We start from the raw sequence: 24459 nt of genomic DNA on the forward strand, positions 1-24459 counted from the left end.
GTGCGCCCGCTCACCTCCGAGGACCCCCGCACGGTAGGCGAGTACCGCACGCTGGTCCGGCTCGGGGCGGGGGGCATGGGCGTGGTGTACCTGGCACGTTCGCCCGGCGGCGGCCTGGCCGCCGTGAAGGTGATCCGCGCGGAGCACGCCGCCGACCCCGGATTCCGCGCACGCTTCCGGCGCGAGGCCGACGCGGCCCGGCGGATCACCGGACCGTGGGTCGTCCCCGTGACCGGCGCGGACACCGAGGCCCCTGAGCCCTGGCTGGCCACCGCATTCGTTCCGGGCCCCTCGCTCGCCGAAGTGGTCGACGTGCAGGGGCCGTTGCCGGCCGGCACCGTGCGGACCCTCGGCGCCCGGCTGGCGGGAGCCCTCGGGGCGGTGCACAAGGCGGGTCTCGTCCACCGCGACGTCAAGCCGGGCAACGTGCTCCTGGCGCTGGACGGGCCGCGGCTCATCGACTTCGGCATCGCACGCCATGACGGCGCCACCGCCCTCACCGCGACCGGCGCGGTGATCGGCACGCCCGGCTACCTGGCCCCCGAGCAGGCGTCCGCGGGGGAGTCCGGACCCGCCGGGGACGTCTTCTCGCTCGGCTGCGTCCTCGCGTTCGCGGCCACCGGGCACCGACCCTTCGGCCGGGGTCCGGCAGCGGGCGTACTCTTCCGGACCGTCCACGAGGACCCGGACCTGGACGGCCTGCCGGCCGAGCTGCTGGGCACGGTTACCGCCTGCCTGGCCAAGGACCCGGCCGACCGCCCCACCGCCGCACAGGCCGCGGAGCGGCTGACGGGACGGGGGGAGGCGGCGTGGTCGGTGCCCGGACTCTCCGCAGCGATCGCCGAACGCTCCTCCGCGGCGCTCACCCTGCCGGATCCCGGCCCCCTCCCCACGGTGCCGGACCCGGCGCCCGCCGGGAAACCCTCCCGGCGTCGCGTGCTCGTCGCCGGGGCCGCCGGGGCGGTCCTCCTGACCGGCGGCGGCACCGCGGCCTGGCTGGCGGGCCGGCCAAGGGACGCGTCGTCCGGCCGGCCGGCCGCATCCGGTCCCCTTCCCACGTACACCCTCGGCCTGCACGCCGACATGAGCGGACCCGGCAGGACCGCCGGCCTGGCGCATCAGCGGGGTGCCCAGCTCGCCGTCGCGGCCCACAACGCCCGTACCGGCGCCGCCTTCCGCCTGGCCCTGCGCACCGAGGACGACGCGGGGACCGCCGAAGGCGCCCTCCGGGTCGCCGACCGGCTCTCCGCGAGCCCGGAGGTGCTGGCCGTCGTCGGCCCGACCACCGACAGCACGCCCGAGGCCGTCGTCACGCGCTACGGGCGGAGCCGCCTCGCCGCAGTCGTCGTCGCGGCCCGCACCGCCGTCGGCGTGGGCCTCTCCACGTCCCTGTGCGTGATCCGGCCACTCGACAGCGTGCTGCCCGTCGGCCTGATCCACTACGTGGTCCACGTCAGGCCGGCCGAGCGGATCCACATCATCGAGGACGGGGCCGACCCGGTGAGCGGCTGGCCGATCACGAACACGTTCCGCGACGCCGCACCGACCCGAGCGACCCTCACCGTGCACACCGTGGCGGCGGACAGCGGCTTCGGCCCCGCCGCCCGGTCGGCCGTCTCCGCCCGCGCGGACGCGGTCGTCTACGCGGGCGGGTCACCCACCCGGGGCGCCCGCTGCGCAGCGTCCCTTGCCGACGCCGGATTCACGGGGACACGGCTGTCCACCGGACCCGTCCTGGCTCCCGCCTTCCTGCGGGGCGCGGGCGACGCCGCGGAAGGGTGGGTGTTCTCGGAGGCCTACACCGACCCCGTGGCCGCCCCCGCCGCCAAGGAGTTCACCACCGCCCACCGCGCCCGGTTCGGCACCCCGCCCGGCCGCTGGTCGGCCGAAGCGTACGACGCGGTCGGCCTCATCGCCCGCGCCGCCGCGACGACCAGCGCGACGGACGCGAAGCGGGGCGGCGTCGCCCAGCGGCTCTTCCTGCTCGACCACCAGGGCGTCAGCCGCCGCGTGTCGTTCCACGGCGCCCGCAGAGTACGGAGCGACACGGGCACGTTCCTCTACCGGATCGAGGACGGCAGGGCCCGCTGGCTGGGGCCGTACACCACGGTCTGAAGAAGATCTACGGCTGCGCTTAAGAAAACCTCGATGGACCTGAGGGGCCGGGTGCGGCACAGTCTCCGTGACGGCGGAAGGGACCCGCGGGCCGTGCGTGGAGCCGATCCGAGCGCCTGTCCCGCCGCCGTACCCCCATCCGCCCCGGGCCGCAGGCCGCCTTCGGCATGCCCCCGGCCCGGGGCATTCACCAGGTATCAGGTACAGGGAGTCGCAGCCGTGAAGGCACTCGTGAAGCAGAAGGCCGAGCCGGGACTCTGGCTGATGGACGTGCCGGAGCCGGAGATCGGCCCCGCGGACGTCCTGATCAAGGTCCTGCGCACCGGAATCTGCGGCACCGACCTCCACATCCGCGACTACGACGGCTGGGCGCAGCAGGCCGTGCGCACCCCGCTCGTCCTCGGCCACGAGTTCGTGGGCGAGGTCGCCGGCCTCGGCTGCGACGTCGTCGACATCGAGGTCGGCGACCTCGTCAGCGGCGAGGGCCACCTGGTGTGCGGGAAGTGCCGCAACTGTCTCGCCGGACGGCGTCACCTCTGCCGCTCCACCCTCGGCCTGGGCGTCGGCCGGGACGGGGCGTTCGCCGAATACCTCGCCCTGCCCGCGTCGAACGTGTGGGTGCACCGGGACAAGGTCGACCTCGACGTCGCCGCGATCTTCGACCCGTTCGGCAACGCCGTGCACACCGCCCTGTCCTTCCCGCTGGTAGGCGAGGACGTCCTGATCACCGGTGCCGGCCCGATCGGCATCATGGCCGCCGCCGTCGCCCGCCACGCCGGCGCCCGCAGCGTCGTCATCACCGACGTCAGCGAGGCCCGCCTGGAACTGGCCAGGAAGGTCGGCGTCAGCCTCGCCCTGAACGTCGGCAAGGAGACCATCGCCGACGGCCAGCGCCACCTCGGCCTGCGCGAGGGCTTCGACATCGGCCTGGAGATGTCCGGCCGCCCCGAGGCGATGCAGGACATGATCGCGAACATGACGCACGGCGGCCGGATCGCGATGCTCGGACTCCCGGCCGGCGCGTTCCCCGTCGACTGGTCCCGCGTCGTGACCTCGATGCTCACGATCAAGGGCATCTACGGCCGTGAGATGTACGAGACTTGGTACGCCATGTCCGTGCTGCTGGAGGGCGGACTCGACCTCGCCCCCGTGATCACCGGACGGTACGGATACCGCGACTTCGAAGCCGCGTTCGACGACGCCGCGAGCGGCCTCGGCGGCAAGGTCCTGCTCGACTGGTCCGCCTGACCGCACCCCGTACCCCCCGGCCCGTACCCACCTGGGAGACATCCTTCATGTTCGACTCCGTACGCGACGACCTGCGCACCACCCTCGACGAGATCCGGGACGCCGGACTCCAGAAGCCCGAGCGGGTGATAGGCACCCCGCAGTCCGCCACCGTCGGCGTGACCTCCGGCGGCCGCGCCGGTGAGGTCCTCAACTTCTGCGCCAACAACTACCTGGGCCTCGCCGACCACCCCGAGGTCGTCGCCGCCGCCCACGATGCACTGGACCGCTGGGGCTACGGCCTCGCGTCCGTCCGCTTCATCTGCGGTACCCAGGAGGTCCACAAGGAGCTGGAGCAGCGGCTCTCGGCCTTCCTCGGCCAGGAGGACACGATCCTCTACTCCTCCTGCTTCGACGCCAACGGCGGTGTCTTCGAGACCCTGCTCGGCCCCGAGGACGCGGTGATCTCCGACGCCCTCAACCACGCCTCCATCATCGACGGCATCCGCCTCTCCAAGGCCAGGCGCCACCGCTACGCCAACCGCGACATGGCAGATCTGGAGCAGCAGCTCAAGGAGGCATCCGGGGCGCGGCGGCGGCTCGTCGTCACCGACGGCGTGTTCTCCATGGACGGATACGTCGCCCCGCTCGCGGAGATCTGCGACCTGGCCGACCGCTACGACGCGATGGTCATGGTCGACGACTCGCACGCCGTCGGCTTCGTCGGGCCCGGCGGCCGGGGCACCCCCGAGCTGCACGGCGTCATGGACCGCGTCGACATCATCACCGGCACGCTCGGCAAGGCCCTGGGCGGTGCGTCCGGCGGCTACGTCGCGGCGCGTGCCGAGATCGTCGCGCTGCTGCGCCAGCGCTCGCGCCCGTACCTGTTCTCCAACTCGCTCGCCCCGGTCATCGCCGCCGCCTCCCTCAAGGTCATCGACCTGCTGGAGTCCGCGGGCGACCTGCGCGAGCAGCTCGACGCCAACACCGCGCTCTTCCGCTCCCGGATGACCGAGGAGGGCTTCGACATCCTGCCCGGCGACCACGCCATCGCCCCCGTGATGATCGGGGACGCGACGAAGGCGGGCCGGATGGCGGAGCTGCTCCTGGAGCGCGGTGTGTACGTGATCGGGTTCTCGTACCCCGTCGTCCCGCAGGGAGCCGCGCGCATCCGCGTCCAGCTCTCCGCCGCGCACTCCACCGACGACGTCAACCGCGCCGTGGACGCGTTCGTCGGTGCACGGGCGGCCCTGGAGGCGTAGGGCCGTCTCACGATCTGGGACAATGAGCGCATGATCGATGCACGGCGGCTGCGTATCCTCCGTGCGGTGGCGGACCACCGCACGGTGACCGCCGCAGCCGCCGCGCTGTACCTCACCCCCTCCGCGGTCTCCCAGCAGCTCGCCGCCCTGGAGCAGGAGACCGGTCACCGGCTCGTCGAGCGCGGAGCGCGGGGGGCGAGACTGACCGCCGCCGGGGAGATCCTGCTGACCCACGCCAACGTGGTGCTCGCCCAGCTGGAGCGGGCCGAGGCGGAGCTCGCCGACTACGGCGCGGGCGTCGCGGGGACGGTCACCGTCGCCGCGTTCGCCACCGGCATCGGCCTCGTCCTCGCCCCCGCCATCGCCGAGCTGACCCGCACCGCCCCCGGCATCCGGGTCCGGGTGCAGGACGCCGAGGGGGACGCGAGCGTGCCGATGGTGCTGGACCGGCAGGTCGACGTGGCGGTCGCCGTCGAATACCGCGGGGCGCCCGGTGACGACGACCGGCGGCTGACCCGGGTGCCGCTGTACTCCGAGCCCTTCGACGCGGTGCTCCCGGTCGGCCACCGCCTCGCCGGCCAGGAACACGTCTCCGTCGCCGACCTCGCCGGGGACCCGTGGATCGGCCCCTACCCCGGCAACCCCTGCCATGACGTGGTGGTCCTGGCCTGCGAGTACGCGGGATTCGCACCCCGCCTGGAGCACTCCTCGGACGACTTCCACGCAGTGGTCGCGCTGGCCGGGGCGGGCGCCGGGGTGGCGCTGGTGCCCCGCTCGGCGCTGCGGGGCACGGAGCTCGGCGGCGTCGTCGTGCGGCCGGTGGAGGGCAGCGCCCCGACCCGGCGGGTCTTCGCGGCGGTACGGCAGGGGGCCGAGGGGCATCCGCTGATCAAGCCGGTCCTGGACGCGCTGGGGGCGGCGGCCGGCCTGGCGTAGGGGCCGCCCTCATCTGCGGGCGGCCGGGAGCACGGTCCCCGCCGCGGCAGCCGCCGTCACGGCCAGGGCCAGCGCCCCGTACTGCGCGGGTGCCATGTACGGTGCCGAGCCGGCCAGCGCCACCGAGAAGGCCGTGAGCGGGACGGCGGCGACGAGCGTGCCGATCGCCAGGCCCGCGCATACCACCAGGCCGGTCTCCAGGACCAGCATCCGGGTCAACTGGCCCTCACCCGCGCCGACCAGGCGCAGCAGCCGCAGCTCGCCCCGCCTGCCCGCCGAGATGAGGGCGAGGGTGCTGACCACCGCCAGGAGTGCGAAGCCGCCGATGACTCCGACCCCGATGACGACCAGCGCCTCGTCCTGCCCGGAGGCGGGCGGGGCGATCCGCACGTCGTCCGCCGTCGCCGCACGGACCGGCGCACCGCCGTACGGGGTGAGCGCCTCCCGGACGGATGCCGCCGCCGTACCGTTGCCCGTGCCGGGTTCCGTGCGGATCAGGACCGCTCGGTCACGCGCGGCCGACACATGGGCTGCGAGCGCCGCGCGGGGGAGCATGAACTCGCCGATTCCCAAGGCCCGTTCGTAGACGGCTACCACCCGCAGCCCGACCTGCGCACCGTCCCCGAGCCGCAGCTGCACCGTGCCGCCGACACCCGTGTCCAGGGCGTCGGCCCGGTCCGCTCCGACCGCCACCGTGCCCGTGCCCGTCAGGTCCGCGAGGTCGCCCGCGGTGACCTGCGGATCGAGCGTGCGCCGCAGCCCACCCGCCGTCACGCCGAGGACGGGGAGCCGCTCCAGTACGGGTTCGCCCGCCTCGCGGCCGGCCAGCACCACGGTCGACCGCAGTACACCGGTCGCCGCCGCGACGCCGGGCGCCCCGCGCACGGCCTCCGCCGCCCCGGCCGGGAGCCCGCCGGCCGGACCCGTCACCACCAGATCCGCCCGGAGCGCCGCGGCGGCCTGCCGGCCGGCTGCCCGCTCCAGCGTCGACGCCGCCGCCAGCTGCACACAGACGAACGCGACCACCAGCACGACCGGAGTGATCGCCGCACCGAGCCTGCGGGTGTGCGCGGCGGAGGACCTGGCCGCCAGGAACCCGGAGGCCCCGCCCAGCCGGCGCACCGGCCTGCCCAGCACACGGACCGCCACCCGTGCGATCCGGGGGCCCAGCAGGGCCACCGCGACGACCAGCGAGGTGGCCGAGCCCGACGCGGCCAGCGCCGCGGCCTGCCCGCCCTGCGCCGTGGCCAGACCGGCCGAGCCGGCGCCCGCCAGCACCAGGACCAGCCCGGCGCCCGTACGGAACCGGCCCGGATCGCTCGGCTCGGGCGCACCGGCCGCCCCCAGCGCGGCGGACGGCCGCAGCCGGGTGATGCCCCGGGCGGCCGGTATCGCGACGGGCCGCGCGGCCAGGGAGACGATCAGCGCTCCGGCGGCGCCCGCCGCGAACGGCAGCCACAGCGGCACGGGCAGCGGCAGCGGATCCGTGGCCAGCAGCGACCGGATCACCAGCCCGAGCGGCACCGCCGCGACCCCGCCCAGGACCGCGGCGGCCCCGGCCACCCGGCCCGCCTCCCGGCCGATCGCCGACCTGAGCTGACGCGGGGACGCCCCCACCGCCCGCAGCAGCGCCAGTTCGCCGGAGCGCTGGTGGACGGCCTGGGAGAGGGTGGAGGCGATCACCAGCAGGGCCACCAGCAGGACGGTCCCCGCGATGGAGGCCAGCAGTGCCAGGAGGTCGTCCCGTCCGCCCAGCGCCTCCACCCGCTCGCCCTCGCCGCGTTCCGCGCCGGTCAGGACCCGCACCTCATGGCCCGCCCCCGCCGTGTCCGGCAGAGCGGCGCGCAATGACTCCCGCAGGGTCCCCGCGGCGACGCCGCGCTCGGCGAGGATCCCGATCGCGTCGACCGTACGGGGGTGCCCGGCCAGCGCGGTCAGGTGCGCCTCGGTGAAGAAGACAGCCCGGGACCCCGTGTGCCGGCCGGTCCCGGCCAGTCCGCTGACGGTGTACTGCCGGGCCGGTCCGCCCGCCCGGAGCGCCACCGTGTCGCCCGGCTCCGTACCGGACGGTGCCAGCGCCGTGTCCAGGACCACCTCGTCGGAGGTCCTCGGCGCCCGGCCCTCGGAGAGCCGGTAAGGGGTGAGGACGGCGGAGGGCCACGAACGGCCCGTCGCCGGGGCCCCGTCGGCCAGGACCACCGGCACCGAGTCGTCCGCGACGGCGCCCGCGGCCCCGTCGGCCGCCGCGGCCCTTGCCACCAGAGCGCGGTCCAGACGGACCCGCTCGGGCAGATACGCCGTCACGGTCCGCGGCTCACCGCCCCACGGCTCCGCGGTGTACGCGACCTCCTGGGAGGCCGCCACCACCGCGTCCGCGCCGGCGTACCGCTCCACCGGCGGCTGCGCGAGCAGCAGCGAACCGAGGACCAGCGCGAACGCCCCGAGCAGTGCCGCCGCGGCGGCCGCGGCCGCGAACACGGCGGCCCAGGAACGGCGATGGGCCTTCAGCGACCGCCGTGCGAGGAACGCCGACGCCCGCCGGGAACCCGCTCGCGCGGCCACCACGGGCGCCCGTCCCGCGTGCGTGTCCGTGCTCATCGAAGCTGCCCGCCGTCCATCGTCAGCACGGTGTCCGCCCAGCTCGCCGCCACCGGATCGTGGGTCACCATGACGACCGTGCGGCCCTCGGTCCGTACCGCGTCCCGCAGCAGCGCCATCACCAGTGCCGCCGACTCGGGGTCCAGGGACGCCGTCGGCTCGTCCGCGAAGATCACATCGGGCTCCGTCACCAGGGCCCGCGCCACCGCCACCCGCTGCTGCTGGCCGCCCGACAGCCTCGCAGGGCCGTCCTTCCCGCGCCCCGCGAGACCCACCCGCGTCAGCGACTCCCTTCCGCGGGCGAGCACCTCGGCCCCGGCCGGGTCGGCTCCCGCCAGGACCAGCGGGAGGATGACGTTCTCCTCGATGCTCAGCGAGCGCACCAGATTCAGGGCGTGCGACTGGAAGACGAAGCCGACCCGGTCCCGGCGCAGCCGGGTCAGTGCAGCCTCGGACAGTGAGCCGAGATCCGTGCCGCCGATGCGCACCGTCCCGGACGTCGGCCGGTCCAGGCCCGCCGCGCACTGCAGGAACGTGCTCTTGCCCGACCCGGACGGCCCCACCACCGCGGTGAGACTCCCGGCCGGAACCGCGCAGCTGACCGCGTCCAGCGCCGTCACCTCCGGGCCGCCGCCCCGCCGCCCGTAGCGCCGGCTCACCGACTCCAGACTCAGCGCGGCCGTTCGCACCGCCGTGACCGTGTGCACCGTCTGCTTCACCGTTCCCCTCGCCATGCATGCCCTGTGACCTGCACAAACGCTAGTGAGGGCGAGTGGCGGGGGCGAGGGTGCGCACTCCCGGACCCGTGGTGGAGCAGGCTCCACCTCCACCGGGGGGAGGGCACCCCTCCCGGGGAGGGCGAACCCCCGTACGGTGGGCTGCCATGAGCTCCACTCCCTCCCCGCTGACGGCGGCCGTCCGGCGTTCGTGGGACGCCTCGCGCTACCTCCTCATCGGCATCCCGGTGGCACTGGCCGCGTACGTCTGCGTGTTCCTCGTCCTGGCGGTGCTGCTGTTCGCCGCCGTCGTCATCGGGCTCCCCGCCCTGCCGGAAGCGGCCGGAGCGCTGCGCCGGTTCGCGGAGTCCGAGCGCCGCAGAGCCGCGGCACGGCTGGGCCTCCCCTTCCGGCCGACGCCCTATCTGCCGCTGGACGCGGGGGAGCTGTCCGACCGGGTACGCCGCCTCCTCACCGACCCGGCGACCTTGCGGGACGTGCTCTGGCTGCCGTTCCAGGCCCTGGCGGGCAACGCTCTCGGCTACCTCATGATGGTGCTGTGGCCGGTCGGGCTGCTCGTCGACGGTGCCGTACTGACCGTCGTCCACCTGCTGGACCGGCGCACGAGCGAGGAGTACGGCACCCCGGTCCCCGTACGCGGAGGCTGGGTGCTGCGCTGGCACCCGGTGCTCGCCGACCTCTCGGCGAGCTGGACGCGCGCGGTCCTCACCTCCCCGGTGCCCGACGTCCTCGACGAGCGCATCGTCCAGCTGACGCAGAGCCGTGCCGGCGCGGTCGAGGCCCACGGTGCTGAACTGCGCCGCATCGAAAGGGATCTGCACGACGGGGCGCAGGCCAGGATCGTCGCCCTGTCGATGCGCATCGGGCTGGCCAAGCAGCTCCTCGACCGCGACCCGGCGGCTGCCCGGGTCCGGCTCGACGAGGCGCAGGACGGCGCGGAGGCGGCCCTCGCGGAGCTGCGGCACGTGGTGCGCGGCATCCATCCGCCGGTGCTCACGGACCGTGGACTGACCGGTGCGGTCAGGGCGTTGGCCGCCGATGTGGCCGTTCCCGCCGAGGTCGAACTCGGCGGGGTCGAGGACGGCCGGCGGCTCCCTGCCGCGATCGAGGCAGCCGCCTACTTCGTGGTCGCCGAGGCCCTCACCAACATCAGCAAGCACAGCGGGGCGACGGCGGCGACCGTCCGGATCACCAGGGGCCCCGGCACGCTCCGCGTACGGATCGGCGACGATGGGCACGGCGGCGCGGACGAGCGCGCCGGCAGCGGGCTGGTCGGGATCAGGCGGCGGGTCGCCGCCCTGGACGGGACCACCCGGATCAGCAGCCCCGCCGGGGGGCCGACGTACATCGAGGTGGAGCTGCCGTGCGGATCGTGATCGCGGAGGACAACGCGCTGCTGCGCGAGGGCATCATCCTGCTCCTCACCAGCTCCGGGCACGAGGTGGTCGCCGACGCGGCCACCGGTCCGGAGATTTTGCCCGCACTGCTGGAGCACCGCCCCGACGTGGCCGTGCTCGACGTACGCCTCCCGCCGACCTTCCGCGACGAGGGCCTGCGGGCCGCGCTCGCGGCCCGTGCCGAGCTGCCCGGCCTGCCGATCCTGGTCCTGTCCCAGTACGTCGAGGAGACGTACGCCGCAGAGCTGCTGGCCAGGGGCGCGCAGGGCATCGGCTACCTGCTCAAGGACCGGGTGGGGCGCGTCGAGCAGTTCCTGGAGGCCCTGGACAGGGTGGCCGCGGGCGGCACGGCTCTCGACCCCGAGGTGGTGTCCCAGCTGCTGACCCGCAAGGCGTCCGCGCGGCCGCTGCGGAGTCTCACCGCACGGGAGCGGGAAGTCCTGGAACACATGGCGCAGGGCCAGGCGAACGGCACCATCGCGGCCCAACTGGTCGTGACGGAGAGGGCGGTGAGCAAACACATCGGTTCGATCTTCGCCAAGCTCGGCCTGGAGCCCGACGACGGCACGGTGCACCGGCGCGTGCTCGCGGTGCTGGCCTACCTGGAGGGCAGGGACGAGGACCGGGTCCCGCGCTGACCGGTGCTCACCACCCCGCGGGAACGGCCAGGACCCCCTGGTCCCCGGGGGCCGAGCCGTACCGTGCCGCGCACACCGGAGCCCTTCGGGAAGGGCGCGTCACTCAGGCGGGCTGCAGCAGGTCCCACCGGTTGCCGTACAGGTCCTCGAAGACCGCCACCGAGCCGTACACCTCGTGCCTCGGCTCCTCCAGGAAACGCACACCCGCGGCCCGCATCCGCTCGTGGTCGCCCGCGAAGTCCTCGGTGTGCAGGAAGAACCCGACCCGGCCGCCCGTCTGAGCCCCGACACTCCCCAGCTGGGCGGGGTCCTTGGCGCGGGCCAGCAGCAGCCCCGTGCCCCGCGTTCCGCGCGGCCGCACGACCACCCAGCGCGAGCCGTCACCCCGGTCGGTGTCCTCCACCAGCTCGAACCCGAGGGCGTCCGTATAGAAGGAGAGGGCCTCGTCGTAGTCGCGCACGACCAGGGTGACCAGGGCGATGTGGGGCATGGCGGTCCTTCGGCGTGGGAACGGCGCTGCGTCCCGGGATGGTTATACGTAACACTGCTCTGCGTCACACTAACGCCGTCGCGCGCGCCCCGGGGACAATGCCCGCATGGACACGACCGACCTGACCGAGCTGACGGCCCGCGCCCGCCGCCTCGCCGTCCCCGGCACCCGCCGCATCCTCGGCATCGCGGGCGCGCCCGGAGCGGGGAAGTCCACTCTGGCCGCCCGGCTCGTCGGCTCCCTGGAAGGACGCGCGGTCCTCGTCCCGATGGACGGCTTCCACCTGGCCGGAGCCGAGCTGGACCGCCTCGGCCGGTCCGGTCGCAAGGGCGCCCCCGACACCTTCGACGCCGCCGGATACGCGGCCCTGCTCCGGCGGCTGCGGCACCCCGAGGGACCCGGCCCGGTGTACGCGCCCACGTTCGACCGGAGCCTGGAGGAACCGATCGCCGGGGCCGTCCCCGTCCCCCCGGACACCCCGCTCGTCGTGACCGAGGGCAACTACCTCCTCCTGGACGAGGGACCGTGGGCGCCGGTACGCGGGCTGCTCGACGAGGTGTGGTTCCTGGATCCCGAACCGGACCTGCGGGTGCGCAGGCTGGTGGAACGCCATGTGCGGTTCGGCAAGCCGCGCCCGCAGGCCGAGTGCTGGGTCGCCGCATCCGACGAACCCAACGCCCGGCTGGTCGAGCGGGGCCGCGATCTGGCCGATCTCGTCGTGCGGGTCGGCGACATGCCCTGAACCCGTTCGCGTCCGCCGGACCGTACGGGCAGGATGCTGTCTGCCGTGTCGCCCCGCCAGGAGGTCCACATGCCCAGCCCCGGCCAGCCCGTTCCCTTCACCGCCGACGACTACCGGGCCCGGATGGTCCGCGCGGCCGCATCGGCCGACGCCGCGGGGCTCGCGGGTGTCCTGGTGGCGCCGGGCCCCGACCTGGTCCACCTCACCGGCTACCGGGTCCCGGCGGACACCGAACGCCTCACCCTCCTCGTCCTGCGCGTCGGCCACGACCCCGTCCTCGTCGTCCCGGCCCTGGAGGCCCCGGACGCCGAGCGCGCGACGGGGGCCCCCGCCCTCACCCTGCACGACTGGACCGACGCCTCGGATCCGTACGCGCTGACCGCCGGACTGCTCGACGGCGAGGGACGGTTCGGGGTCAGTGACAACACCTGGGCGCTGCACCTGCTCGCGCTGCAGCAGCGCCTTCCCGGCACCTCCTACGCCTCGCTCACCGCGGTCCTGCCGATGCTGCGCGCCGTCAAGGACGCGGCCGAGCTGGAGCGGCTCGCCGCGGCGGGGGCCGCCGCCGACGCCACGTACGAGCGGATCATCGAGGTCCGTTTCTCCGGCCGCAGGGAGACCGAGGTCGCCGCCGATCTGGCCGCCCTCCTCAGGGAGTCCGGCCACTCGCAGGTCGACTTCACCGTGGTCGGCTCCGGCCCGAACGGCGCCAGTCCACACCATGAGGCCGGCGACCGGACCATCGAGCGGGGCGACATGGTCGTCCTCGACTTCGGCGGCCTGAAGCACGGATACGGCTCCGACACCTCCCGTACGGTCCACGTCGGCGAACCCACCGCCGAGGAGCAGCGGGTGCACGACGTCGTACGGGAGGCGCAGGAGGCGGGCTGCCGTGCGGTGCGGCCCGGGGCGGCCTGTCAGGACATCGACCGGGCGGCGCGCGCCGTGATCACCGAGTTCGGCTACGGCGAGCGCTTCATCCACCGCACCGGTCACGGCATCGGCGTCACCACCCACGAGCCGCCCTACATGATCGAGGGCGAGGAGCAGCCGCTGGTCCCCGGGATGTGCTTCTCGGTGGAGCCCGGCATCTACCTCCCGGGCCGCTTCGGCGTGCGTATCGAGGACATCGTCACGGTCACCGAGGACGGCGGCCGGCGGCTGAACACCACCTCCCGCGAGATGGCGATCGTCGAGTAGCGCGCCTCCCTCGGCCCCGCGGCTCGCGGTGACGGAAGCGGAGCTCGCTCAGTCGTCCGCCAGCACCACGCACGACTCCGGCGGCAGGCGCAGCAGTCCGTCGCCGCCCGGTGCGCCGACCGGCTCCCAGGCGGCCAGCACCCGGCCCCCGCCGGTCCGGTGACGGCCGCCGCCCAGCGCGATGGCGGCCGGCTCCCCGGACAGGTTGACCACGATCCGCAGATCGCCCCTGCGCAAGGCCAGCCAGCGGGCCTCCTCGTCGAACGCCGTCCTGACCGAGGCCAGATCGGGATCGGAGAGATCGGGCATGGCCCGGCGCAGCGCGATCAGCTCGCGGTACCAGGCCTGGAGGCGGGCGTGCGGCTCGCGGGCGGGTTCGCTCCAGTCGAGGCAGGAACGGGCCCGGGTGCGCGGGTCCTGCGGATCCGGGATGTCCTCCCGCGCCCACCCGTGCGCCGCGAACTCGCGCCGTCTGCCCTCGCGTACGGCCCGGGCGAGCGCCGGGTCGGTGTGGTCGGTGAAGAACTGCCACGGGGTGCGGGCACCCCACTCCTCGCCCATGAAGAGCATCGGGGTGAAGGGGCCGGTGAGCACGAGGGCCGCGGCACAGGCCAGGAGCCCGGGGGAGAGGCCGGCGGCGAGCCGGTCGCCGAGGGCACGGTTGCCGATCTGGTCGTGGGTCTGGGCGTACCCGACGAAACGGTGGGCGGGGGTGCGGGTGACGTCGACGGGGCGGCCGTGCGTGCGGCCCCGGAAGCCGGAGTACGTACCGTCGTGGAAGAACGCCCCGGTCACGGTCTTGGCGAGGGCGGCCAGCGGTGCGACGGCGAAGTCGGCGTAGTAGCCCTGGGACTCGCCGGTGAGGGCGGTGTGCAGGCAGTGGTGGAAGTCGTCGTTCCACTGGGCGTGCAGCCCGAGGCCGCCCTCCTCGCGCGGTGCGGTCGTGCGCGGGTCGCAGAGGTCGGACTCGGCGATCAGGGAGAGCGGGCGGCCGAGCTCCTCGGCGAGGGCGTCGACGGACGCGGAGAGCTCCTCCAGGAAGGTGAGCGCCCGGCTGTCGGCCAGCGCGTGCACGGCGTCCAGGCGCAGCCCGTCCAGCCGGTAGTCCCGCAGCCAGGCGAGCGCGCTGCCCAGGAGGTACGACCGGACCTCGTCCGAGCCGGGAGCGTCGAGGTTGACGGCCGGGCCCCAGGGGGTGTGATGCGTGTCCGTGAAGTAGGGGCCGAAGGCGGGGAGGTGGTTCCCGGACGGGCCGAGGTGGTTGTGGACCACGTCGAGGACCACCGCGAGACCCAGTCCGTGCGCGGTGTCGACGAATCGCTTCAGGCCGGCCGGGCCGCCGTACGGTTCGTGCACGGCCCACAGCGACACCCCCTCGTACCCCCACCCGTGGGTGCCGGGGAAGGGGCAGACGGGCATCAGCGACACATGGGTGATGCCGAGCTCCACGAGGTGCCCGAGGCGCTCGGCCGCGGCGTCGAAGGTGCCCGCGTCCGTGAAGGTCCCGATGTGCAGCTCGTACAGGACGGCGCCCGGCAGCCCGCGACCCGCCCACGCGTTGCGCCAGGCGTACGCCGTCCGGTCCACGACCGCGCTCTCACCGTCGGGGCCGTCCGGCTGGCGGCGGGAGCGGGGGTCGGGGAGCACGGGCCCGTCGTCGAGCGCGAAGCCGTAGCGGTCACCGTCGGCCGCGTCCGCCTCGGCCGTCCACCAGCCCTCCCGCAGCGGATCGCGCACCATCGGCCGGCGCCCGTCCGTCGTCCGCAGCACGACCGACTCGGCCCGGGGCGCCCACACCTCGAACTGCATTCACCACTCCTCGTCCATGAACCGGAAGCCCGGCAGCGGGCCCCATGCTCGGTGGAAGTCGCACTCGGGGCCCCGGAAGACTGGAGCGAGCCCAAGACCGGCGATTAGGGTCTGGTCCTGATCATTGCCCTACCGGGTTCTGCTCATACGCAGAGAACCCGGGCAGTAATCCAAGGTCCCCCTTACGGCTGCTGGAGTCCGAGATGACCGTGCCGACCTTCCCACCCGGTTTCCTCTGGGGAGCCTCCGCCTCCGCCTTCCAGACCGAAGGGGCGTTCGACGCCGACGGCAAGGGGCTCTCCGGCTGGGACGCCTTCGCCGCACAGCCGGGCCGGATCAAGGACGGCACCGACACCACCCGGGGCACCGGCTTCCACGAGCACTACCGCGAGGACGTCGCCCTGCTCGCCGGACTCGGCGCGGACGCCTTCCGCTTCTCCATCAGCTGGCCCCGGGTCGTCCCCGGCGGCAGCGGCGCACTCAACCCCGCCGGACTGGACTTCTACGACCGGCTCGTCGACGAGCTCTGCGCCCACGGCATCACGCCCGCCCCCACCCTCTACCACTGGGACACCCCGCTCCCGCTGGACGAAGCGGGCGGCTGGCTCAACCGGGACACCGCGTACCGCTTCGCCGAGTACGCGGGCATCGTCGCCGAGCGCCTCGCCGACCGCGTGCCCATGTGGATCACCATCAACGAACCGGCCGAGGTGACGATGCTCGGCTACGCACTCGGCGAGCACGCCCCCGGCCGCACCCTCCTCTTCGACGCGCTGCCCGCCGCCCACCACCAACTCCTCGCCCACGGGCTGGCCGTGCGGGCACTGCGCGCGGCCGGCGCCGACAACATCGGCATCGCGCTCTCCCACACCCCCGTCTGGACGGCCGGGGACTCCGAGGAGGACCGGCGGGGCGCGGAGCTCTACGACACGCTGGCCAACTGGCTGTTCGCCGACCCCGTCCTGACCGGCCGCTACCCCGACGAGGGCTTCGCCGCCCTGATGCCGGGACCGGTCCAGGACGATCTCAAGGTGATCTCCACCCCGCTCGACTGGTACGGGGTCAACTACTACAACCCCACCCTCGTCGGCGCACCGGGGGCCGGGGCCCCAGGCTCCTTCTCCGGCTACACGATGCCCGCCGAACTCCCGTTCGGAATAAGGGAGATCGAGGGCTACGACACGACCGACCTCGGCTGGCCCGTCGTCCCCGAAGGGCTCGCCGAGACCCTCGGCGGGCTGAAGGACCGCTTCGGCGGCCGGCTGCCGCCCGTCTACATCACGGAGAACGGCTGCGCGGTCGACGAGCCCGTCGCCGACGGCCGCCGCATCGCCTTCCTGGAAGGGCACCTGGAGGCACTGCGGACGGCCATCGACGCGGGCGTCGACGTGCGCGGCTACTTCACCTGGTCGCTCACCGACAACGTGGAGTGGACCGAAGGCGCAAGCAAGCGCTTCGGCCTGGTCCACATCGACTACGAGACCCTGCGGCGCACCCCGAAGGACTCGTACGCCTGGTACCGCGACGTGATCCGCGCCCAGCGCACCGGAGGCACGGACTGACGACCGCTCACACCAGGTGGATGCGCTCCTGCACGATGCGGTGACCGGCCCGGGCGAACGCGGCGGCCATGGGCGTGTTGCCCCGGTCGGTTGCACCCGCGACCGACGTCGCACCCTGCTCGGCCAGGAAGTGCGTGCTCTCGACCAGCAGGTCGTATCCATAGCCGTGACCGCGCGCCTCGGGGACGACCCCGATGAATCCGATGCACGGCCCGCCCGGATTCCGGGCGGGCACGTGGATCCCGGCGAGGGCTCCGTCCGGGGTGTACGCCAGCTGCCACCAGGCGCGCGGCGAGGGGCACCAGCGGAAGAATTCGAGCTCCTCCCGCGCCGCCTGCTCCAGACCGCCCGGCCCTTCGACAGCTCGACGGGCATGGGCGTCCAGCGTCACGGAGTGGACCCGGCGCAGGACCTCCAGGATCACCTCGTCGTCCGGCTCCGGCCGGAATGCGAGCCGGCCCGGCCGTTCGGGCAGACCGCACGCGGGCGTCCACTCGTAGCGGTAGCGCTCCACCAGCAGCTCCAGGCCGGCCGCCTCCGCCGCGGCGACCCGGGCCGCCGCGGCCACCCGCACCTCGGGCAGTTCCCGCCAGCCGGCCGGCACGATCAGCTCGTACTCGACGGACCACGGTGCCCTGCGCAGCAGTTCGGCGGCCACCCCGTCCTCGCCCGGGGCGAAGTCGAAGTAGTTGAGCAGCACGGGCTCGGTGTCCGCGGGCCCGCCCCACCAGGCGGCCCTGGCCACGACGACGCCGTCGCGCAGCGCGACCCAGGTCCACTCGGGGCGGTACTCACCACCGTCCCGCACGGTGGCGTAGCGGTGGCCGAACGCGCCGCGGCCGACCAGGCACGGATCCTGCAGGGAATCGAAAAGGTGCGCGTCGCTCCGGGTGAGCGCGCGGATGACCGTATCGGTCATGGGTGTGTCCTCCGGGACTCGTGACAAGAAGCGTGGCGCTCCCGGTCAGACCGAGTCCGACACCGCCCTGCGGACGGAGCGGGAGCGCGGGAGAGAGGCCGTACGCATCGCTCTCGCCTCCTTCCGTGTCCGGGGCCTGGCTGTCGCACCGACCTTACGACCCCGGGATCCGGCCGTCCACCGGATTGTCCCGGTCCCACACCATGTCGAAGGACCGCTCGAAGTTGACGTACCCCAGGCGCTCGAACGACTTCGCCATCGGGACGTTGCCGAGATCGGTCGCCGCCCTGATCCGTTCCACGCCCTGCGCGGCGAGCACCCGGGTGCCCTCGGCCAGGACGTCGTCGACGTAGCCGTGGCCGCGGTGGGCGGGCAGTACCCCGATGTACGCGATCATCGGGTGGTAGTTGTTGCGGGCGGGGATGACGAAGCCGACCGGCACGCCGTCCGGCAGTTCCGCGATCCGCCACCACTCCTGAGGTGTCGTCAGGTGCGCGAACTCCTCGTCGTAGTGCTTCTCCGCCGCCTCGCGGGCAGTCAGCCCCGACGCCAGGTCCGCCCGTCCGTGCGCGTCCAGGGTGCCCTCCATCACCGGTGCCATCAACGCGAGCAGATCCTCGCGTCCGGCCACCGGACGGAACACCAGCCGGCCGGAGTCCTGCGGCACCGGCGTGCCCGCACGCCACTCCAGACGCAGCCGCTCGACCAGCAGCCGTGCGCCGCTCGCCTCCATCACCCGCATCCGGGCCTCGACGACCTCGCGGGCCACCGGGTCCTCACGCCAGTCCGGCGGGATGTACCGGCCGTACTCGGGCCGGTCCGGCCCGGCGGGCAGGACCGCGGCGCTCGCCGTCTCCAGCAGCCGCAGCCCGACCGCGCCACGCTCCGGCTCCGGCAGGGCGTCGTCCAGGTCGAAGAAGTCCAGCAGCTGCGGTGCGGTGCCGTCCCGGCCCGTCCACCAGGCGATGCGCGCCACGACCCGGTCGCCGAGCAGAGCCACCCACATCCACTCGGGGCGGCGGCGGCCGGTGGCCAGATCGTCCGCGAGCTCGTGGTCCAGGACGTAGGAAAGACGGCAGAAGAGACCCAGCTCGTCCGCTCCGGTGAGCGGACGGACGGTCAGTCCCGGTGGTGCAGGGGTCACAGAGGCTCCTCGGTGCCATAGGTGCCGGCGAGGACCGACAGCGGGCGACCCTAACAACACGGAGCGTCCGACGGGCCGGATTTATGCGCTGCCGCGCAGGTCAGGAGGGGCGAATGCGGAGTTCTTCTGGACACCTCAGGCCCCTCGGGCCGACAATCGGCACTGTGACGTCCTCCTTCGAGTCCCACACGTATCCCGCGCGGCTGTCCGACGCCCAGCGCGACCGTGTCCTCGGTGTGCTCAGAGACGGCGCGGCGCAGGGAAAGCTCTCCCACGACACGTTCCTGCGGCGTATGGAACTGGCCCTGACGGCCCGGCGTTCCGAGGAGCTGGCGGCGCTCACCTCCGACCTGGAGAGCCGGGGGCGCTGGTCCCGCAGGCTGTACCGCGCGGTGGGCGGCCTCTCCGCCTTTCCGGCAGGGGTGCGCAGGGCCTGGCAGTCCGAGCGGCTGCCCAAGCTCCTGCTGCCCGTGCCGGGGCCGCACCCGCTGCGCATAGGCCGCGACCCGGGCAACGGACTGCGGCTCAGCCACGAGACGGTGTCCCGGCTGCACGCCGAACTGACCGCGCACGGCAGCCGGTGGATCCTGCGCGATCTCGGCTCGACGAACGGCACCTGCGTCAACGGCCAGCGGGTCATCGGCGCCGCCACGGTCCGCGACGGCGACCAGGTGAGCTTCGGCCGGATGACCTTCCGGCTCTCCGCACCTCTGCCCGGGCCCCCGGCCTGAGCGGGCGCCGGGGGATCACCCACGGTCCGTCGACTCCCCTCGCACCGCCTTCACGAGCAGCGCGACCGGCCGCTCGGCGAAGAGCCCGGCCACCGTGACCGCCGGCCCCGCGAACTCCCGGCCCGGTGACAGGAGGTCCAGCCAGGGGCCCTCGTCCGGCAGCGCCAGCTCCGTATCGCCCCAGCCGCCCTCCTCCGCGAGCCGCAGCGACAGCCGGGTCACGGCGGTGACCGCCTCGCCCGACCGGCAGAACGCCACGCAGTGGGCGGCTGCCCGGCCCCTGGCAGCCAGCGGGGCGTACGTACCCGACTCGCCGAAGACGTCCGGACGCTCCCGCCGCAGGCGCAGCGCCGCCGCCGTGAGATCCGCCTTCTCGTCACGCCTCCCGGCGGGCCGGGCGAAGGGGCGGCGGTTGTCGGGGTCGACGAGCGCGATGTACTCCCCTTCCGTGCCCTGGTAGAGGTCGGGCACCCCGGGCATCGTCAGGTGCACCAGCGCGGCCCCCAGCACATTGGCCCGTACGAAGGGGGCGAGCGTGTCCGCGAACCGTGTCATCATCGCCCGCGTCTCGCCCGTGTCACTGCCCGGACCTGCCGCCACGAAGTCGGTCACGGCGCGCTCGTACGCCGGATCCGGCTCGGTCCAGCTGGTGAACAGGCCCGCCTCGCGCACGGCTTTCAGCAGGGCGGGCTCCAGCCGGCCCGCCATCTCCCCGGCCGGCAGGCTCGCACAGCCGTACGCCGACTGCCATGCCTGCCAGGCCAGTTGGGGGTCCGGGGCGGCAGCGGACGTGGCCCGGGTCAGCTGCGCCACCAGGGAGGACCAGCGCTCCGGGCACTCCGAGAGCACCGCGATCCTGGCCCGCACGTCCCCGCTGCGCTTGGTGTCGTGTGTGGTCAGCACCGTGCCGGTGGCCGGCCAGTCACGGGCGATCCGCGCGCAGAAGCCGTGGAACTCCTCCGGGCTCACCGCCGGCTGCCCCGGATCGCCGCCCACCTCCGTCGCCGAGATCAGCGGGACATAGCGGTAGAACGCCGTGTCCTCCACCGACTTGGCGTGCAGCGCGGACGCCGTCTGCGCGAACCTGGCACAGAACGCCGTGTGCTCCGGCCCGTCCCCGAGCCGGCCGAGCGCCAGATCCCGCACCACGTCCACGGCCGCCGCCTCCTCCGGCACCGAGAACACGGCCTTGGCATCCCGTACCGCCGCGGGCGGCAGCGTCGACTCCGCGATCTCCGTGAGCGGGCCGCCCGCGGTGACGTACGGACGGTAGACGGGGAGCCGGACCAGCAGTTCGCGCACCGCCGTGTGCAGTGCCCACGGGGCGTGGTCGCGCAGCGCCGGGTCTCCGGCGCAGGCCCGGACGGCGAGACGGGTCAGCCATTCCGTCTCGGCGGCCAGCTCATGGGTGACGACGCGGTACGCCGCCCGGCGGACCGTCGCCGTCCAGAAGCCGCCCCGGTCCCCGGGCGGGCCCGCGAAGTCCCGGTACCGGCCGAGCAGGTCCGCCGCGCCCATCGGATCGGTGAACAGCCCGTCGATCCGGTGCAGCGCGTCGTACCCGGTCGTCCCCGCGACGGCCCAGCCGGCCGGCAGTGCCTCGGAGCCCGTCAGGATCTTCTCGACCACGGTCCACCGCCCGTCGGTGGCCGCGGCCAGCCGCTCCAGGTACGCGGCGGGGTCCGCCAGCCCGTCCGGATGGTCGATGCGGAGACCGTCCGCGACGCCCTCGATGATCAGCCCGAGGATCTTGTCGTGCGTGGCGGCGAAGACCTCCAGATGCTGCACCTGCACGCCGATCAGCTCGGAGACGGTGAAGAACCGCCGGTAGTTCAGCTCCGTACGGGCCAGGCGCCACCAGCCGAGCCGGTAGTGCTGGGCGTCGAGCAGCTCCGGCAGCGGCAGCGCGGCCGTGCCTTCGCGCAGCGGGAACTCCAGGTCGCCGTAGCGCAGCACAGGCGTGCCGTCGTCCCGGGATCCGACCTCGAAGCGGTCGATCTCCTCTCCGAGCCGCCCCGCGAGCACGGGCAGCAGCACCTTGCCGCCGCCCGCAGCCCAGTCGATGTCGAACCACCGGGCGTACGGGGACTCCGGCCCCTCGCGCAGCACCTCCCACAGAGGCGGGTTGTGCCGGGGCGCGGCGGCCATGTGGTTGGGCACGAGGTCCAGGACCAGCCCGAGGCCGTGCGCCCGGGCCGTGGCGGAGAGCAGCCGCAGCCCCTCCTCGCCGCCCAGCTCCGCCCGCACCCGGCTGTGGTCGACGACGTCGTAGCCGTGTCCGGAGCCGGGCACAGCCTCCAGGACGGGGGACAGGTGCAGATGGGAGACGCCGAGGTCGGCGAGATACGGCACGGCGTCCGCCGCGGCGGCGAAAGGGAAGTCCGGTTGGAGCTGCAGCCGGTACGTGGCGGTGGGCGTCATGAAGACGTACGTACCCACCCCGGCGGCTTCTGTCTCACCGGACCCCGCACGGGGGCACCAGCGCCGCCCCCGTGACCCGTTCGGCCTACGCCGGGCGCTGGAGCACCGTCAGACTGCGCCCGACCAGCGTCACCCGGTCGCCCGCGGACACCTTCGGACCCGCACCCGGCGGCACCCCGTCGGGGATCCCCGTGTCCACGATCACCTGCCACTGCCGCCCGTGGTTCACCGGGACGGTGAACATCAGTGACTCGGCGGCCGCGTTGAACATCAGCAGGAACGAGTCGTCGGAGATCCGCTCACCGCGGGGCCCCGGCTCCGAGATCGCGTGCCCGTTCAGGAAGACCGTCATGGCCTTGGCGTGCGCGGCCTGCCAGTCCCGCTGCGTCATCTCCTCACCCCTCGGGGTGAACCAGGCGATGTCGGAGAGCTCGTCGTGGGTGCCCTCCACCGGGCGGCCGTGGAAGAAGCGCCTGCGGCGGAAGACCGGGTGGTCGCGGCGCAGCCAGACCATGGCCCGGGTGAATTCCAGCAGGCTCCGGTCCGTACCGCCGCCCTCCGCGCCCCCGGTCCCCGGTGCGCGTGCGGCGGCCGGATCGGGCCAGTGGACCCAGGAGAGCTCGTTGTCCTGGCAGTACCCGTTGTTGTTGCCCCGCTGGGTCCGGGCGAACTCGTCGCCGTGGCTCAGCATGGGCACGCCCTGGGAGAGCATCAGCGTGGCGATGAAGTTGCGCATCTGACGGCCGCGCAGCTCCAGCACCTCCTTGTCCTCGGTCTCGCCCTCCGCACCGCAGTTCCAGGAGCGGTTGTGGCTCTCCCCGTCGCGGTTGCCCTCGCCGTTGGCCTCGTTGTGCTTGTCGTTGTACGAGACCAGGTCGTGCAGCGTGAAGCCGTCGTGGCAGGTGGTGAAGTTGATCGAGGCCAGCGGGCGCCTGCCGTCGTCCTGGTAGAGGTCCGAGGAGCCCGTGAGCCGGCCCGCGAACTCCGCGAGCGTCCGGGGCTCGCCCCGCCACATGTCGCGCACCGTGTCGCGGTACTTGCCGTTCCACTCGGTCCACAGCGGTGGGAAGTTGCCCACCTGGTAGCCGCCCTCGCCCACGTCCCACGGCTCGGCGATCAGCTTCACCTGGCTCACCACCGGGTCCTGCTGCACGAGGTCGAAGAACGAGGACAGCCGGTCCACCTCGTGGAACTGGCGTGCGAGCGTGGCCGCCAGATCGAAGCGGAAGCCGTCCACATGCATCTCGGTCACCCAGTACCGCAGCGAGTCCATGATCAGCTGCAGGACGTGCGGCGACCGCATGAGCAGGGAGTTCCCGGTGCCCGTGGTGTCCATGTAGTACTTCTGGTCGTCCGCCAGCCGGTAGTACGAGGCGTTGTCGAGCCCACGGAACGAGAGCGTCGGCCCCAGGTGGTTGCCCTCCGCCGTGTGGTTGTAGACCACGTCGAGGATCACCTCGATGCCCGCCTGGTGCAGTGCCTTCACGGCCTGCTTGAACTCCAGCACCTGCTCGCCGCGGTCCCCCCAGGAGGCGTACGCGTTGTGCGGGGCGAAGAAACCGATGGTGTTGTAGCCCCAGTAGTTGGCGAGGCCCGCGTCGGAGAGACGGTGGTCCTGGACGAACTGGTGCACCGGCATCAGCTCGATCGCCGTGACACCCAGCTCCGTGAGGTGGGCGATGATCTCGGGGTGGGCGAGCCCCGCGTACGTACCGCGCAGCTCCTCGGGCAGGCCCGGGTGAAGCATGGTCAGGCCCTTCACGTGGGCCTCGTAGATCACCGTGCGGTGGTAGTCCGTACGGGGGCGGCGGTCGTCGCCCCAGTCGAAGTACGGGTTGACCACCACCGAGCTCATCGTGTGCGGCGCCGAGTCCAGGTCGTTGCGCGCGTCGGGCCGGCCGAAGGGATAGCCGTACACCTCCTCGCCCCACTGGATCTGCCCGGAGATCGCACGCGCGTACGGATCGAGGAGCAGCTTCGCCGAGTTGCACCGCTGCCCGCGCTGGGGCTCGTAGGGGCCGTGCACCCGGAAGCCGTACCGCTGCCCCGGCATCACCCCGGGCAGATAGGCATGGCGGACGAAGGCATCGGTCTCGCGGAGCTCCACCGCCGTTTCTGAACCGTCGTCGTGCAGCAGGCACAACTCGATCCGGTCGGCGGCCTCCGAGAAGACCGCGAAGTTGGTCCCGGCGCCGTCGTACGTGGCACCGAGGGGATACGCCTGTCCCGGCCAGACCTGCATAGATAGGACTCTTCCACTTCTGATCCGGGTGCGGGGGTTATTGACCCGATACTCCCCGAAAGATGAGCGCGTACCTAGTACGTCGGCCGGTGCGGCCGGGTCTCGTCGGTGCGGCCGTGATGCGCCGGTCAACTTCGGACACCCCGGTGTCGCCCGGAGAGGGGATACGGATGACAGATGCGCCCCCTCGTCCGGTGCACGGTGGGCGAGAGGGTGTCCAAACGCTATGAATCAGCTCACTCCGCCCGATCTCACCGTGGGGAACAAGGGCGGGAGGCAGGGGAGTTGA

The 24459-nt window shown here is 73.6% G+C and carries 18 protein-coding genes; 10 read left to right on the forward strand and 8 right to left on the reverse strand.

What is annotated here, in order from left to right:
• The 4 genes from AB0F38_RS09235 to AB0F38_RS09250 all read left to right on the forward strand — a co-directional run bounded on the left by AB0F38_RS09235 (position 1) and on the right by AB0F38_RS09250 (position 5540).
• Positions 1–2115 carry a bifunctional serine/threonine-protein kinase/ABC transporter substrate-binding protein gene (locus AB0F38_RS09235; RefSeq protein ID WP_361889115.1) on the forward strand — a complete coding sequence of 705 codons (2115 nt, stop codon included), beginning with the start codon at positions 1–3 and terminating at the stop codon, positions 2113–2115.
• Between the two features lie 219 nt (positions 2116–2334).
• The gene (gene tdh, locus AB0F38_RS09240; RefSeq protein WP_361889118.1) at positions 2335–3363 is read left to right on the forward strand and encodes an L-threonine 3-dehydrogenase; all 1029 of its coding nucleotides are present in this window, start codon (positions 2335–2337) and stop codon (positions 3361–3363) included.
• 47 nt (positions 3364–3410) lie between these two features.
• Positions 3411–4604, forward strand: coding sequence for a glycine C-acetyltransferase (locus tag AB0F38_RS09245; protein ID WP_361889121.1), 1194 nt, complete (start codon positions 3411–3413; stop codon positions 4602–4604).
• A gap of 30 nt (positions 4605–4634) precedes the next feature.
• Positions 4635–5540 carry a LysR family transcriptional regulator gene (locus AB0F38_RS09250; protein ID WP_361889124.1) on the forward strand — a complete coding sequence of 302 codons (906 nt, stop codon included), beginning with the start codon at positions 4635–4637 and terminating at the stop codon, positions 5538–5540.
• Between the two features lie 9 nt (positions 5541–5549).
• Here the strand turns inward: AB0F38_RS09250 and AB0F38_RS09255 are convergent, their stop codons facing one another.
• Together AB0F38_RS09255 and AB0F38_RS09260 are read right to left on the reverse strand one after the other, a co-directional pair.
• The gene (locus tag AB0F38_RS09255; protein WP_361889127.1) at positions 5550–8138 is read right to left on the reverse strand and encodes an ABC transporter permease; all 2589 of its coding nucleotides are present in this window, start codon (positions 8136–8138) and stop codon (positions 5550–5552) included.
• Positions 8135–8872: an ABC transporter ATP-binding protein gene (locus tag AB0F38_RS09260; RefSeq protein WP_361889130.1), complete on the reverse strand. Its 738-nt coding sequence runs from the start codon at positions 8870–8872 to the stop codon at positions 8135–8137. The genes AB0F38_RS09255 and AB0F38_RS09260 overlap by 4 nt, the downstream gene beginning before the upstream one ends.
• Before the next feature lie 149 nt (positions 8873–9021).
• Here AB0F38_RS09260 and AB0F38_RS09265 point away from each other — a divergent pair, with 149 nt between their 5' ends.
• Together AB0F38_RS09265 and AB0F38_RS09270 are read left to right on the forward strand one after the other, a co-directional pair.
• On the forward strand, positions 9022–10251 hold the full coding sequence (locus AB0F38_RS09265; protein WP_361889133.1) for a sensor histidine kinase: 1230 nt from the start codon (positions 9022–9024) through the stop codon (positions 10249–10251).
• Positions 10239–10910, forward strand: coding sequence for a response regulator transcription factor (locus AB0F38_RS09270; RefSeq protein ID WP_361889136.1), 672 nt, complete (start codon positions 10239–10241; stop codon positions 10908–10910). Before AB0F38_RS09265 ends, AB0F38_RS09270 begins: the two co-directional genes overlap by 13 nt.
• 103 nt (positions 10911–11013) lie before the next feature.
• On the opposite strand, the gene AB0F38_RS09275 is transcribed toward AB0F38_RS09270, so the two are convergent.
• Positions 11014–11400, reverse strand: coding sequence for a VOC family protein (locus AB0F38_RS09275; protein WP_361889139.1), 387 nt, complete (start codon positions 11398–11400; stop codon positions 11014–11016).
• A 106-nt stretch (positions 11401–11506) separates the two neighbouring features.
• On the opposite strand from AB0F38_RS09275, the gene AB0F38_RS09280 reads away from it, so the two are divergent.
• Positions 11507–12142 carry a nucleoside/nucleotide kinase family protein gene (locus AB0F38_RS09280; protein WP_361889142.1) on the forward strand — a complete coding sequence of 212 codons (636 nt, stop codon included), beginning with the start codon at positions 11507–11509 and terminating at the stop codon, positions 12140–12142.
• 69 nt (positions 12143–12211) lie between these two features.
• Positions 12212–13342: an aminopeptidase P family protein gene (locus tag AB0F38_RS09285; protein WP_361889145.1), complete on the forward strand. Its 1131-nt coding sequence runs from the start codon at positions 12212–12214 to the stop codon at positions 13340–13342.
• 48 nt (positions 13343–13390) lie between these two features.
• On the opposite strand, the gene treZ is transcribed toward AB0F38_RS09285, so the two are convergent.
• Entirely contained in the window at positions 13391–15151 is a 1761-nt protein-coding gene (gene treZ, locus AB0F38_RS09290; RefSeq protein WP_361889148.1) for a malto-oligosyltrehalose trehalohydrolase, read from the reverse strand.
• A 203-nt stretch (positions 15152–15354) separates the two neighbouring features.
• Between treZ and AB0F38_RS09295 the strand changes: the two genes are divergently transcribed.
• On the forward strand, positions 15355–16713 hold the full coding sequence (locus tag AB0F38_RS09295) for a GH1 family beta-glucosidase (protein ID WP_361889151.1): 1359 nt from the start codon (positions 15355–15357) through the stop codon (positions 16711–16713).
• A 7-nt stretch (positions 16714–16720) separates the two neighbouring features.
• Here AB0F38_RS09295 and AB0F38_RS09300 read toward each other — a convergent pair whose 3' ends face one another.
• Together AB0F38_RS09300 and AB0F38_RS09305 are read right to left on the reverse strand one after the other, a co-directional pair.
• A complete protein-coding gene (locus AB0F38_RS09300; protein WP_361889154.1) occupies positions 16721–17632 on the reverse strand; it encodes a GNAT family N-acetyltransferase in 912 nt (303 codons plus the stop codon).
• Between the two features lie 154 nt (positions 17633–17786).
• A complete protein-coding gene (locus AB0F38_RS09305; RefSeq protein WP_361889157.1) occupies positions 17787–18776 on the reverse strand; it encodes a GNAT family N-acetyltransferase in 990 nt (329 codons plus the stop codon).
• Between the two features lie 164 nt (positions 18777–18940).
• Here AB0F38_RS09305 and AB0F38_RS09310 point away from each other — a divergent pair, with 164 nt between their 5' ends.
• Positions 18941–19507, forward strand: a complete 567-nt coding sequence (locus AB0F38_RS09310) for a DUF1707 and FHA domain-containing protein (protein ID WP_361889159.1) — start codon at positions 18941–18943, stop codon at positions 19505–19507.
• 15 nt (positions 19508–19522) lie between these two features.
• On the opposite strand, the gene treY is transcribed toward AB0F38_RS09310, so the two are convergent.
• Both treY and glgX read right to left on the reverse strand, forming a co-directional pair.
• Positions 19523–21928, reverse strand: a complete 2406-nt coding sequence (treY, locus tag AB0F38_RS09315; RefSeq protein WP_361889161.1) for a malto-oligosyltrehalose synthase — start codon at positions 21926–21928, stop codon at positions 19523–19525.
• An 85-nt stretch (positions 21929–22013) separates the two neighbouring features.
• Complete coding sequence (gene glgX, locus AB0F38_RS09320) at positions 22014–24170, reverse strand: glycogen debranching protein GlgX (RefSeq protein ID WP_361889164.1); 2157 nt, start codon at positions 24168–24170, stop codon at positions 22014–22016.
• Between the last annotated feature and the right edge of the window lie 289 nt (positions 24171–24459).

The sequence above is a fragment of the Streptomyces sp. NPDC025273 genome (genome assembly GCF_040638585.1).
Lineage (GTDB): Bacteria > Actinomycetota > Actinomycetes > Streptomycetales > Streptomycetaceae > Streptomyces > Streptomyces cinereorectus.

What these genes read in the sequence shown, in the direction of transcription:
- AB0F38_RS09245 (WP_361889121.1), top strand. Translation starts at nt 3,411, where the DNA reads ATGTTCGACTCCGTACGCGACGACCTGCGCACCACCCTCGACGAGATC.
- AB0F38_RS09250 (WP_361889124.1), top strand. Translation starts at nt 4,635, where the DNA reads ATGATCGATGCACGGCGGCTGCGTATCCTCCGTGCGGTGGCGGACCAC.
- AB0F38_RS09255 (WP_361889127.1), bottom strand. Translation starts at nt 8,138, where the DNA reads ATGAGCACGGACACGCACGCGGGACGGGCGCCCGTGGTGGCCGCGCGA.
- AB0F38_RS09260 (WP_361889130.1), bottom strand. Translation starts at nt 8,872, where the DNA reads ATGGCGAGGGGAACGGTGAAGCAGACGGTGCACACGGTCACGGCGGTG.
- AB0F38_RS09265 (WP_361889133.1), top strand. Translation starts at nt 9,022, where the DNA reads ATGAGCTCCACTCCCTCCCCGCTGACGGCGGCCGTCCGGCGTTCGTGG.
- AB0F38_RS09275 (WP_361889139.1), bottom strand. Translation starts at nt 11,400, where the DNA reads ATGCCCCACATCGCCCTGGTCACCCTGGTCGTGCGCGACTACGACGAG.
- AB0F38_RS09280 (WP_361889142.1), top strand. Translation starts at nt 11,507, where the DNA reads ATGGACACGACCGACCTGACCGAGCTGACGGCCCGCGCCCGCCGCCTC.
- AB0F38_RS09285 (WP_361889145.1), top strand. Translation starts at nt 12,212, where the DNA reads ATGCCCAGCCCCGGCCAGCCCGTTCCCTTCACCGCCGACGACTACCGG.
- treZ (WP_361889148.1), bottom strand. Translation starts at nt 15,151, where the DNA reads ATGCAGTTCGAGGTGTGGGCGCCCCGGGCCGAGTCGGTCGTGCTGCGG.
- AB0F38_RS09295 (WP_361889151.1), top strand. Translation starts at nt 15,355, where the DNA reads ATGACCGTGCCGACCTTCCCACCCGGTTTCCTCTGGGGAGCCTCCGCC.
- AB0F38_RS09300 (WP_361889154.1), bottom strand. Translation starts at nt 17,632, where the DNA reads ATGACCGATACGGTCATCCGCGCGCTCACCCGGAGCGACGCGCACCTT.
- treY (WP_361889161.1), bottom strand. Translation starts at nt 21,928, where the DNA reads ATGACGCCCACCGCCACGTACCGGCTGCAGCTCCAACCGGACTTCCCT.
- glgX (WP_361889164.1), bottom strand. Translation starts at nt 24,170, where the DNA reads ATGCAGGTCTGGCCGGGACAGGCGTATCCCCTCGGTGCCACGTACGAC.